The sequence below is a fragment of the Nocardia sp. genome (genome assembly GCF_025465275.1).
In the GTDB taxonomy this organism is placed as follows: Bacteria; Actinomycetota; Actinomycetes; order Mycobacteriales; family Mycobacteriaceae; genus Nocardia.
In genome coordinates this window covers 40,964-51,362 of sequence record NZ_JAODNK010000098.1, presented here as the reverse complement: position 1 = coordinate 51,362, position 10,399 = coordinate 40,964, and the positions used below count along the sequence as shown (strand labels likewise).

General features: G+C 66.5%; 13 protein-coding genes and 1 pseudogene. 10 read left to right on the top strand and 4 right to left on the bottom strand.

The features are described 5' to 3' along the window. A pseudogene (locus JWN03_RS23585) lies at positions 1 to 282 on the top strand (YidC/Oxa1 family membrane protein insertase); the annotation flags it as partial. Here the strand turns inward: JWN03_RS23585 and JWN03_RS23580 are convergent. Beyond that, on the bottom strand, positions 283 to 1,095 hold the full coding sequence (locus JWN03_RS23580; protein WP_297618950.1) for a PH domain-containing protein: 813 nt from the start codon (positions 1,093 to 1,095) through the stop codon (positions 283 to 285). It abuts the pseudogene before it with no gap. A gap of 137 nt (positions 1,096 to 1,232) precedes the next feature. Between JWN03_RS23580 and hisD the strand changes: the two genes are divergently transcribed. Genes hisD through JWN03_RS23555 form a run of 5 tightly spaced genes read left to right on the top strand, consistent with a single transcriptional unit; the run spans position 1,233 to position 5,512 of the window. After that, positions 1,233 to 2,570 (top strand): histidinol dehydrogenase, encoded by a 1,338-nt coding sequence (gene hisD, locus JWN03_RS23575; RefSeq protein ID WP_297618947.1) that lies wholly within the window; start codon positions 1,233 to 1,235, stop codon positions 2,568 to 2,570. Beyond that, positions 2,567 to 3,721 carry a histidinol-phosphate transaminase gene (locus JWN03_RS23570; protein ID WP_297618945.1) on the top strand — a complete coding sequence of 385 codons (1,155 nt, stop codon included), beginning with the start codon at positions 2,567 to 2,569 and terminating at the stop codon, positions 3,719 to 3,721. The genes hisD and JWN03_RS23570 overlap by 4 nt, the downstream gene beginning before the upstream one ends. Positions 3,722 to 3,759: 38 nt before the next feature. After that, positions 3,760 to 4,374, top strand: a complete 615-nt coding sequence (hisB, locus tag JWN03_RS23565; RefSeq protein WP_297618942.1) for an imidazoleglycerol-phosphate dehydratase HisB — start codon at positions 3,760 to 3,762, stop codon at positions 4,372 to 4,374. Further along, the gene (gene hisH, locus JWN03_RS23560) at positions 4,371 to 5,003 is read left to right on the top strand and encodes an imidazole glycerol phosphate synthase subunit HisH (RefSeq protein ID WP_297618939.1); all 633 of its coding nucleotides are present in this window, start codon (positions 4,371 to 4,373) and stop codon (positions 5,001 to 5,003) included. The genes hisB and hisH overlap by 4 nt, the downstream gene beginning before the upstream one ends. Positions 5,004 to 5,059: 56 nt before the next feature. After that, complete coding sequence (locus JWN03_RS23555; protein ID WP_297618937.1) at positions 5,060 to 5,512, top strand: MarR family winged helix-turn-helix transcriptional regulator; 453 nt, start codon at positions 5,060 to 5,062, stop codon at positions 5,510 to 5,512. Positions 5,513 to 5,560: 48 nt separating this feature from the next. Here the strand turns inward: JWN03_RS23555 and JWN03_RS23550 are convergent, their stop codons facing one another. Then, the gene (locus tag JWN03_RS23550; protein ID WP_297618934.1) at positions 5,561 to 6,187 is read right to left on the bottom strand and encodes an LppP/LprE family lipoprotein; all 627 of its coding nucleotides are present in this window, start codon (positions 6,185 to 6,187) and stop codon (positions 5,561 to 5,563) included. Between the two features lie 154 nt (positions 6,188 to 6,341). Between JWN03_RS23550 and priA the strand changes: the two genes are divergently transcribed. From priA to hisI, 4 genes are read left to right on the top strand one after another with little or no spacing between them, the layout of a single operon-like run. After that, the gene (priA, locus tag JWN03_RS23545; protein WP_297618931.1) at positions 6,342 to 7,073 is read left to right on the top strand and encodes a bifunctional 1-(5-phosphoribosyl)-5-((5-phosphoribosylamino)methylideneamino)imidazole-4-carboxamide isomerase/phosphoribosylanthranilate isomerase PriA; all 732 of its coding nucleotides are present in this window, start codon (positions 6,342 to 6,344) and stop codon (positions 7,071 to 7,073) included. A gap of 5 nt (positions 7,074 to 7,078) precedes the next feature. Continuing rightward, entirely contained in the window at positions 7,079 to 7,897 is an 819-nt protein-coding gene (locus JWN03_RS23540) for an inositol monophosphatase family protein (protein WP_297618928.1), read from the top strand. Then, positions 7,894 to 8,667, top strand: coding sequence for an imidazole glycerol phosphate synthase subunit HisF (hisF, locus tag JWN03_RS23535; protein WP_297618925.1), 774 nt, complete (start codon positions 7,894 to 7,896; stop codon positions 8,665 to 8,667). Before JWN03_RS23540 ends, hisF begins: the two co-directional genes overlap by 4 nt. After that, the gene (gene hisI / locus JWN03_RS23530) at positions 8,664 to 9,032 is read left to right on the top strand and encodes a phosphoribosyl-AMP cyclohydrolase (RefSeq protein WP_297618922.1); all 369 of its coding nucleotides are present in this window, start codon (positions 8,664 to 8,666) and stop codon (positions 9,030 to 9,032) included. Before hisF ends, hisI begins: the two co-directional genes overlap by 4 nt. Positions 9,033 to 9,067: 35 nt before the next feature. Here hisI and JWN03_RS23525 read toward each other — a convergent pair whose 3' ends face one another. Continuing rightward, on the bottom strand, positions 9,068 to 9,619 hold the full coding sequence (locus JWN03_RS23525) for a MarR family winged helix-turn-helix transcriptional regulator (RefSeq protein WP_297618962.1): 552 nt from the start codon (positions 9,617 to 9,619) through the stop codon (positions 9,068 to 9,070). Positions 9,620 to 9,749: 130 nt separating this feature from the next. After that, positions 9,750 to 10,352, bottom strand: coding sequence for a permease (locus JWN03_RS23520; protein WP_297618919.1), 603 nt, complete (start codon positions 10,350 to 10,352; stop codon positions 9,750 to 9,752). Positions 10,353 to 10,399: the final 47 nt, after the last annotated feature.

The window sequence follows — 10,399 nt, the reverse complement described above, 5'->3', positions numbered from 1 at the left end:
ATTCCACTGGTGATCATCGCCGCGATCGCGACCCACTTCACGGCCCGTTTCGCCGTGGCGCGTCAGCGCGAGACGGCTCCCGACACGGCTCAAACCCGGGTGATGAACATGCTGTCCATGTGGGCGTTCCCCATCGGAACCCTGGTGACGGGCGCGCTCTGGCCGGTCGCGATCCTGCTGTACTTCGTCACCCAGAACGCGTGGACCTTCGCCCAGCAGCACCTGGTCTACCGCCGCTTCGACGCCGAAGCCGCCGCCGACGCGGCCACCACCGTGCCGTAATCAGGCGAGCATGTCGGCCAGGCGCTTCGAGCCCAGCTCTACCCGCTGATCCGGGTTGGCGACCATGAACTCCATGGTCGCCAGGAGCGCCTCCGGCCGCACCGGCAGACCCTTGAACAGGATCTTGTAGGGCCGCGGCACGTCGGCATCGTTCGCGAACACCGACTCTCGCGCCCCGCGATGATTCACCACCGCCGATGCCCGGCAATGGAATTCGAGCTGCGGTCGTTCCCGCTCGCCGACCCGGACCTGCACCAGCCGCACCTGTGACACCGCATCCCAGGGGAATTCGTGATCGCGACGCGGGAGGCGCAGCCGCAGGCCATCGTGCCCGACCACCAGCGTGCTGCGGCCCTCCTGGATCGTGGCGACCAGCAGTAGGACCGAGACCAGCAGAACAATCGCGCCCGCGATCCCCGCCAGCCACGCTCCGGCCGTGATGCAGATCAGCAGCCAGAGAGCGCCGCAGCCCGTCCAGCACGCGAAGCAGTAGAACAGCCCGTTCCGCCACAGCCCACGATGAATGATCACGCTGTCCGCGGTGCGGAAGAACGGCGGCCGCAACAGCGCGATACCGACCGTGAACGCCGCGATGCAGCCGATCAGCAGCAGCAGCGCCAGCGCCAGCCCGAACGCCCCGTAGATCTCGAACTCCCCGGTCAGCACCGCCCGCCGGCCCGCGAGCACCGCCACCACACCCATCGTCGCCGGAATCGAGGCGAGCACCAGCCCGGTCGATAAGCCGACCGATGGCGGTTGCTGTGCATCGGCGGGCCAATACCCTGCGGGCCGCGCCGCGGAACTCTTCCCCATGACCGCCGAACTCTAGCCGGTCGGACCGGCGAATAACCGGTGGTTCGGACCCGATAGTCTGGTACCTGGTCGTGGGCAGTTTCGGCTGCGTGCGCGACCCCTTCGAAGATCAGCACAGACAAGGACTTGACAGCGCTATGACTAGCCGCATCGAGCTCGCCCGCGTGGATCTGCGCGGACGTACTCCCACTGCTGCCGAACTGCGCGCGGCGTTGCCGCGTGGGGGCGTCGACGTGGATTCGGTGCTGCATCATGTGCGGCCGGTCGTGGAGGCCATCCGCGATCGGGGCGTCGAGGCCGCACAGGAGTTCAGCCTGAAGTTCGACGGCGTGACGCCCACGTCGGTGCGCGTGCCCGCCGCCGAACTGGACAGGGCTCTCGAGGAGCTCGACCCCGCGGTGCGCACCGCCCTGGAAGTCGCGATCGAGCGCACCCGCAAGGTGCACGCCGATCAGCGGCGCACCGATAAGACCACCCAGGTGGTGCCCGGCGGTACCGTCACCGAGCGCTGGCTGCCGGTCGAGCGGGTCGGGCTGTACGTCCCGGGCGGTAATGCCGTCTACCCGTCGAGCGTGGTCATGAACGTGGTTCCCGCGCAGACCGCGGGCGTCGATTCGCTGGTGGTGGCCTCGCCGCCGCAGGCGCAGTTCGACGGCCTGCCGCACCCGACGATTCTGGCGGCCGCCAAGCTGCTCGGGGTCGAACAGGTGTGGGCGGTCGGCGGTGCGCAGGCGGTGGCGCTGCTGACCTATGGCGGCACCGATACCGATGGCGCGCAACTGGATCCGGTCGACATGATCACCGGGCCGGGCAATATCTATGTGACCGCCGCCAAGCGGCTGTGCCGCGGGCTGGTCGGCATCGATGCCGAGGCCGGGCCCACCGAGATCGCGATTCTGGCCGATGGCACCGCCGATCCGGTGCACGTTGCCGCGGATCTGATTTCGCAGGCCGAGCACGATGTGCTGGCCGCGAGTGTGCTCGTCACCGACAGCGTGGAGCTGGCCGATGCGGTGGATGCCGCGCTGACCGCGCAGATGAGCGTGGTCAAGCACCACGATCGGGTGGCGGAAGCTTTGTCCGGCAAGCAGTCCGGCACTGTGCTCGTCGATGACATCACTCAGGGGCTGCGCGTCGTGAACGCTTATGCGGCCGAGCACCTGGAGATCCAGACCGTGGATGCCCCCGCCGTCGCCGCCCGGGTGCGCAGTGCCGGAGCGGTTTTTGTCGGCGCGTGGTCGCCGGTCAGTCTCGGCGACTACTGCGCGGGCTCCAATCACGTGCTGCCGACCGCCGGATGTGCCCGGCACTCTTCGGGTTTGAGTGTGCAGACCTTCCTGCGCGGCATTCACGTCGTGGACTACTCGGAGGCGGCGTTGAAGGACGTTGCCGGACATGTGGTCGCGCTGGCCAATGCCGAGGATCTGCCCGCGCACGGTCAGGCCGTACAGGTGCGATTCGGAGAACTGTCATGAATGCCGAGGCGAGCCTCGCGTCGAACGCTGTGACCGTGCCCGGATCCGCCGTCTCGCTGGATGATCTGCCGCTGCGGGACAACCTGCGCGGCAAGAGTCCGTACGGCGCACCGCAATTGACGGTGCCCGTACAGCTCAATACCAATGAGAACCCGCACCCGCCGAGTAAGGCGCTGATCGACGATGTCGCCGAATCCGTGCGCGTCGCCGCTGCTGAGCTGCACCGCTACCCGGACCGGGATGCGGTGGCCTTGCGCACCGATCTGGCCGCCTACCTGACCCGGCAGACCGGTATCGCGGTGGACGTGTCGAATGTATGGGCCGCCAATGGTTCCAATGAAATCCTGCAGCAGCTGCTGCAGGCGTTCGGTGGGCCCGGCCGTACGGCGCTCGGTTTTGTGCCGTCGTATTCGATGCACCCGATCATCTCCGAGGGCATCGATACCGAATGGATCGAAGCCAAGCGCAATGGCGACTTCTCCCTCGATATCGACTACGCCGTCATGGTGATCGCCGATCGCCACCCCGATGTGGTGTTCGTGACCAGCCCCAATAATCCGACGGGGCACAGCATTCCGATTGCCGATCTGGAGCGCATCCTCGAGGCCGCGCCCGGCATCGTGGTGGTGGACGAGGCGTACTCGGAGTTCTCCGATGTGGCCAGCGCGGTGTCGCTGATCGACCGGTTCCCCGCGAAACTTGTTGTCAGCCGCACCATGTCGAAGGCCTTCGCCTTCGCGGGCGGCCGGCTCGGGTATCTCGCGGCAGCGCCCGCCGTTATCGACGCCATGCTGCTGGTGCGACTGCCGTACCACCTGTCCGTCGTCACCCAGGCCGCGGCGCGGGCGGCGCTGCGGCATGCCGACGAAACCCTCGGCAGCGTCCACGAATTGGCGGCGCAGCGTGATCGGGTGATGGCGGCCCTGCGCGTGCTGGGCTACGACGTCATTCCGTCGAACGCCAATTTTGTGCTCTTCGGCCGCTTCACCGATGCCCCGCGCGCCTGGCAGCACTACCTCGACGAGGGTGTGCTCATTCGCGATGTCGGCATTCCCGGCTACCTGCGCACCACCATCGGCCTGGCCGCCGAGAACGACGAATTCCTGCGTGTCAGTGAGAAATTGGTGGCGACCGAAGTGGTTGCCCTATGAGTACGGAGGCGAGCCTCCCCGTGAATACGGAAGCGAGCATGAACCGAATCGCCCGGGTGGAACGCACCACTCGTGAATCCAGCATCGTGGTGGAACTGAACCTCGACGGCACCGGTAAGACCGATATCTCCACCGGTGTCCCGTTCTACGACCACATGCTCACCGCATTCGGCCAGCACGGCAGCTTCGATCTGACCGTGGCCGCCAAGGGCGATATCGAGATCGAGGCGCACCACACGGTGGAGGACACCGCCATCGTCCTCGGCCAGGCGCTCGCGCAGGCCCTGGGTGACAAGAAGGGCATCCGCCGCTTCGGCGACTGCTTCATTCCCATGGACGAGACGCTGGCCCACGCCATTGTCGATGTCTCCGGCCGCCCGTACTGCGTGCACACCGGTGAACCGGAACACCTGCTGCACACCGTGATTCCGTCCGCGGGTCCCGGTGCGTCCTACTCGACCGTCCTGAACCGCCACGTCTTCGAGTCGATCGCGCTCAACGCGCGCATCGCGTTGCATGTGCGCGTGCTCTACGGCCGCGACCAGCACCACATCACCGAGGCCGAATTCAAGGCTGTCGCAAGGGCTTTGCGCGCCGCCGTCGAGCTCGACCCGCGCGTCACCGGCATCCCCTCCACCAAGGGAACCCTATGACCAAGAAGCTGGCCCTCCTGGACTACGGCTCCGGCAACCTGCACTCCGCCGAGCGCGCACTGGTCCGCGCCGGTGCGGACGTCACCGTCACCGCCGACCCCGAAATCGCCTTGAACGCAGACGGTCTCGTAGTCCCCGGCGTCGGCGCCTACGCCGCCTGCATGGCGGGCCTGCTGAACGTTCGCGGCGACCGCATCATCGGCAAACGCCTGGCCGGCGGCCGCCCCGTGCTGGGCATCTGCGTAGGCATGCAGATCCTCTTCGAGCGCGGAGTCGAATTCGGCGTGGAAACCGAAGGCTGCGGCGAATGGCCCGGCACCGTAGAGCGTCTGGACGCCCCCGTCCTGCCGCACATGGGCTGGAACACGGTCAAGGCTCCCGAAGACAGCGTCCTCTTCGCAGGTATGGATGAAGACACCCGCTTCTACTTCGTCCACTCCTACGCCGCCCAATCCTGGTCCCTCGAAGACCACGGCACCCTCCCCCCGGCCAAACTCACCTGGTCCGAACACGGCGCCCCCTTCCTGGCCGCAGTAGAAAACGGCCCCCTCAGCGCCACCCAGTTCCACCCGGAAAAGTCCGGCGACGCCGGAGCCCAACTCCTCCGCAACTGGGTCAACTCCCTCTAGCCGGCAACCTGTCTCATATTGTGGGTCGGGCCAACAAGTGTTGGTAGATTGCGGGAATGGACACTGCGCGTACGGGAGCATCGGGGAGGCTTCGCGCTCTGCCGACGCGGTTGGTCGGGCAGGTGGCGATCATTGCCAATCGGGCGACGGAGCGGGCGCTGGAACACACCGGCTCCCGCCGCTATCACTACGCGCTGCTCGCCACGCTCGACGAACTCGGGGCCGGTAGCCAAGCCGAGGTCGGACGCCGAACGGGGATCGATCGCAGTGATGTCGTCGCCGCGGTGAACGAGTTGGCGGACCGCGGCTTCGTGCACCGCACCCCCGACCCTGCCGACCGCCGCCGCAATGTCCTGACCCTCACCTCGGCCGGCGCGGATCACCTGGCCGATCTCGACACCCGCCTCGAAATCGCCCAAGCCGAACTGCTCCCCGGCTTCACCCCCGCCGAACGGGCCAATTTCGTCCTGACCCTCAACCGGATCTTGGAAGTTCATTCCGGCGAGTGAGGGCCCAAGCCCTGCAACGGCTTTCGAGTGAGGGCCGCTGCGGTGGCATCAGCAGCGGGGGGAGCCGGGGATTTCGGTGCCGGTGGGGGATTCATCGGGGGGTGTGCCCAGCATTTCGACTTCGGTTCCGGTCCAGTGGTATTGGACGCAGTAGTCGGTGCCGTCGCTGCAGGCGTTGCAGGTGCCGGGGACGTGGTATTTGATGCCAACTGTGTCGGGGGTGGTGTGGGTGGGGTCCATGCCGGTGAAGGAGCGCCACTTCAAGGTGCCGGTGCCGAGGTAGCTGCCCTGGTGGAAGAGCAGGATCTGCATCGGTGAACTGGCGGTGCCTTTTTCGATGATGATGAGTGCGGCGGACAAAGTGGCGCACGGGTCGAAATTGCCGGAGACGGGCTGGGTGGCCCACTTCCACGGGGTGCCGGAGTCGTTCTGTACCGGGGGCTGCGCGGCAATCGCGTCGCGGACCTCGGGGGCGGAGAGGTTTTGGCCGCAGGTCGCGGTGGTGGGCGCGGCGGCCGCGGTTGCGGGTATGCCTGCCGAGGTGGGCAGTGCGGCGTTGGGAATCGAGGACAGGGCGACGGGTGTCGTCGGCGGGACCGGTGGATCCGATTGGCAGGCGGTGAGCAGTCCGGCCAGTGCGAGGGCCGCGGTGCCGAAGATGAGTTGACGGAACATGAGCCGTTCCTCCCTGAGACGAAATCGCCGAACGGACGTTCACCTGCTTTATATGGACGGTAGCGCGCGACGTTTACGAATAGGACAAGGTCGATCTGCGGTATCTGCCCAGGCCGACGACGGAGCAGCGCGCGGTAACCACTAGGATGCTTGCGTGAGTCTTGTGCTGCTACCTGCCGTCGATGTCGCCAATGGTGAGGCCGTGCGCCTGGTTCAGGGGGAGGCGGGCAGCGAAACCAGCTATGGTTCGCCGCGCGATGCCGCCCTCGCCTGGCAGCACGATGGGGCCGAATGGGTGCATCTGGTCGACCTGGATGCGGCGTTCGGCAAGGGTTCGAATCGGGAGCTGCTGGCGCAGGTGATCGGCGAGCTCGATGTGAAAGTGGAGCTGTCCGGCGGTATTCGCGATGACGAGTCGCTGAAGCTGGCGCTGGCGACCGGTTGCGCGCGGGTCAATCTCGGCACCGCGGCGATCGAGGATCCGCAGTGGTGCGCCCGCGCCATCGGCGAATACGGCGACAAGATCGCGGTCGGCATGGATGTGAAGCTCATCGACGGTGAGTACCGGTTGCGCGGCCGCGGCTGGGTCACCGACGGCGGCGATCTGTGGGAGGTGCTCGAGCGCCTGGAGCGGGACGGTTGCTCGCGCTACGTGGTCACCGACGTCAGCAAGGACGGCACCCTGACCGGCCCCAATCTCGATCTGCTGCAGCATGTGGCCAATGCCACCGACGCGCCGGTCATCGCCTCCGGCGGCGTCTCCACCCTCGACGATCTGCGCGCCATCGCGACCCTGGTCGAAGACGGTGTGGAGGGCGCGATCGTCGGCAAGGCCCTGTACGCGGGCCGCTTCACCCTGCCCGAAGCCCTTGTAGCGGTGCGCTGAGACCTATGGCCGCCGAACTCGCCGAGCTGCTCACCATTGCCAGTGATGTACTCGACGCTGCCGCACCGCGTTTCGTGGAAGGTGTGGGCGCACCCAGCGCTGTCGACAAGGGACGCGGTGATTTCGCGACCGAACTCGATCTGGAGCTGGAGCGCACCCTCTCGAAGCAGCTGACCGAGCGCACCGGATTCCCGGTGCACGGTGAGGAATTCGGCGGCCCCGAGCTGACCTCCGGCACCGCCTGGGTCCTGGACCCCATCGACGGCACCTTCAATTACTCTGCGGGCCACCCACTTTCGGGCATGCTGCTGGCACTGGTGCAGGAGGGCGAGCCGGTCCTCGGCCTCACCTGGCTGCCCGGTCTCGGCCAGCGCTATGCCGCCGCGACCGGTGGCCCGGTCTTCCTGAACGGCACACCCCTGCCGAGCCTGGAGCGGAAGACGCTGTCCTCCGCCATGATCGGCTTCGGCGCCTTCAATATCGATGGTGCGGGCCGCATTCCGGGCATCTTCCGCTTCAATCTGCTGGGCGCGCTGAGTCGCCTGTCCGGCCGGGTGCGCATGCACGGTTCGACGGGAATCGACTTGGCGTACACCGCATCCGGCGTATTGGGTGGAGCCGTGGTCTTCGGCCACCACCCCTGGGACAATGCCGCGGGCGTCGCCCTGGTGCGTGCCGCGGGCGGCGTGGTCACCGATCTGCTGGGCCGCGACTGGAATATCGAATCCGGTTCGGTGCTGGCGGCCGCGCCAGGCGTGCACGAGGAATTACTGGACATGATCAATGCGACAGCCGATCGTGCCCGAGGAGAGGTTGAGCAATGACGTTGGCAGTGCGCGTGATTCCGTGCCTGGATGTGGATGCCGGCCGCGTGGTCAAGGGCGTGAACTTCGAAAACCTGCGTGACGCGGGCGATCCCGTCGAACTCGCCGCCACCTACGACGCCCAGGGCGCGGACGAGCTCACCTTCCTCGATGTCACCGCCTCCACCGGCGACCGCGGCACCATGATCGATGTGGTCACTCGCACCGCCGAGCAGATCTTCATCCCGCTCACCGTCGGCGGCGGCGTCCGCACCGTAGAGGATGTGAACCGCCTGCTGCGCGCCGGCGCGGACAAGGTGTCGGTGAATACCGCCGCCATCGCCAGACCCGAAGTGCTGCGCGAGATGTCGGAGCGTTTCGGCTCCCAGTGCATCGTGCTCTCGGTCGACGCCCGCACCGTTCCCGCGGGCCAGGCCCCGACCCCCTCGGGCTGGGAGGTCACCACGCACGGCGGTAAGCGCGGCACCGGTATCGACGCCGTCGAATGGGCCGTCCGCGGCGCCGAACTCGGCGTCGGTGAAATCCTGCTCAATTCCATGGACGCCGACGGCACCAAGGCCGGCTTCGACCTCACCATGATCCGCGCCGTGCGCGCCGCGGTCTCCGTTCCCGTGATCGCCTCCGGCGGCGCGGGCAAGGTCGATGATTTCGCACCCGCCGTCCAGGCCGGTGCGGACGCGGTGCTGGCCGCCAGCGTCTTCCACTTCGGCGACCTCACCATCGGCCAGGTCAAGGACGCCATGCGCACCGAAGGTATCGTGGTCCGGTGAGTTTGGATCCCGCAATCGCCGCCCGCCTCAAGCGCAATGCCGACGGTCTGTTCGCAGCCGTCGCGCAGGAGCGTGGCACCGGGGATGTGCTCATGATGGCCTGGATGGATGACGAGGCCCTCGCGCGCACCCTGGAGACTCGTAGGGGCACCTACTATTCGCGTTCGCGGCAACAGTATTGGGTGAAGGGGGAGACCTCGGGGCACACCCAGTACGTGCACGAGGTGCGCCTCGATTGCGACGGCGACACCGTTCTGCTCATCGTCGATCAGGAGGGCGCGGCCTGCCACACCGGCACGCACACCTGCTTCGATACCGATGTGCTGCTGGCGCAAGGCGACAAGCTGCTGTCCGGCGAGGACTGAGCTCGCGCCGGTGACTGCGCGAAAGTGACTGTGCGCTAAGGGTTGTCGCGGGTATCGACATCGTCGTGGCTCGACGGCCGCCCCGATCGGCCCACACCGCGCGCCATCGCCTTGTCCAATTGTGCGACGAGAGCCTCGCTGATTTCGAGGAGCTGTTTGGTCTCCTCCTTGTCGAGCCCGTCGAATACCAGGCCGCGCACACACTCCAGATATCCGGGCGCGGCCTCGGTGACTTTGCGATAGCCGGCGTCGGTGAGCACCGCCTGCGCGCCACGCCGGCCGGAGATGCTGACACGCTCGGCCCAGCCCAATCTCTCGAGCTTGGAAATCACATGCGAAAGGCGCGATAGCGATGCGTTTGCCTTTTGCGCAAGCTCACTCAGTTGCAACCGGTGGCCTGGTTCTTCGGAGAGCAGCGTCATCACGAAGTATTCGAAATGGGTAATCCCGGACTCACGTTGAAGCTGGGTATCCAGGGCAGCGGGCAGCCTGGTCGTCAGCGCGATGACGGTACGCCAAGCTCGCTGTTCCATCGGATTCAACCACTTCGTCACCGTGCCAGCCCTCTCGTAGCAGCCAAGTGACATGTTGCGCTGGTCGGTCCGGCGGACGGTGGAGCAGCAACAGCGAGTCACCCGCAAATCAAAGTTTGCCACGATTTCGCTCATCAGTCACGGCGTTGCTGAATGACGTGACATCCATCACGCGTGTCGCAGGTCAGAATTCGTGCGTGCCGGGTTCTGCGGGATTAGGCGGAATCTCTGCCGACACGCGTGGCTTTTCCTGATCCGGCTGCTGCTTCACGGCGCGATGCTTGCGGATTCGCCTGCGCACCAAGAGAAATGCCACCAGCAGGAACAATACTGCGGCCACAATCGCGCCCACCAGGACGGCGCCGCGATAACCCGGCGCATCGACGTCGAGAATGCGTTCTCCAGCATGTGCGGCATTGGAGTCGCCGAGCACGATGGTCAGCGTCATCAAATTGGGGATGGCGGTGACAAGTGCCAAAACGGCCGAAGCGCCCGCAATAAACGGACCGCCCCGTTTCCGCCACGTCATTCCCGCGAGCAGTAAGAGGAAAAGCGGGAGCGCCGTGCACACCACACCGATGGCCAGGCCCGACCAGATGCCCTTGGCAAAACTCCCGTGCACGTTTTCGGCGATGCGCTGCGCCCACCACCGCGGAATGAAAGCCGCCAGAATCAGATACGCCACCCACAGCACGACCGCCGCCACGACGAGCGCGATGATGCGATTGCGCCACGTGACGAACGATGAGCGCTTGCGCTCCGGCACATCCCCGCTGGGCGTAGTCATAGGTCCAGCGTATGCCCGTCCAGGCGGCACGTCCGTCGCGCCACTCC

Excerpts from the sequence above, each read along its gene's own strand:
- JWN03_RS23550 (WP_297618934.1), bottom strand. The coding sequence starts at position 6,187 with ATGTTCCGTCAACTCATCTTCGGCACCGCGGCCCTCGCACTGGCCGGA.
- JWN03_RS23580 (WP_297618950.1), bottom strand. The coding sequence starts at position 1,095 with ATGGGGAAGAGTTCCGCGGCGCGGCCCGCAGGGTATTGGCCCGCCGAT.
- hisB (WP_297618942.1), top strand. The coding sequence starts at position 3,760 with ATGAACCGAATCGCCCGGGTGGAACGCACCACTCGTGAATCCAGCATC.
- hisD (WP_297618947.1), top strand. The coding sequence starts at position 1,233 with ATGACTAGCCGCATCGAGCTCGCCCGCGTGGATCTGCGCGGACGTACT.
- hisF (WP_297618925.1), top strand. The coding sequence starts at position 7,894 with ATGACGTTGGCAGTGCGCGTGATTCCGTGCCTGGATGTGGATGCCGGC.
- JWN03_RS23540 (WP_297618928.1), top strand. The coding sequence starts at position 7,079 with ATGGCCGCCGAACTCGCCGAGCTGCTCACCATTGCCAGTGATGTACTC.
- JWN03_RS23570 (WP_297618945.1), top strand. The coding sequence starts at position 2,567 with ATGAATGCCGAGGCGAGCCTCGCGTCGAACGCTGTGACCGTGCCCGGA.
- JWN03_RS23525 (WP_297618962.1), bottom strand. The coding sequence starts at position 9,619 with ATGTCACTTGGCTGCTACGAGAGGGCTGGCACGGTGACGAAGTGGTTG.
- hisH (WP_297618939.1), top strand. The coding sequence starts at position 4,371 with ATGACCAAGAAGCTGGCCCTCCTGGACTACGGCTCCGGCAACCTGCAC.
- JWN03_RS23555 (WP_297618937.1), top strand. The coding sequence starts at position 5,060 with ATGGACACTGCGCGTACGGGAGCATCGGGGAGGCTTCGCGCTCTGCCG.
- JWN03_RS23520 (WP_297618919.1), bottom strand. The coding sequence starts at position 10,352 with ATGACTACGCCCAGCGGGGATGTGCCGGAGCGCAAGCGCTCATCGTTC.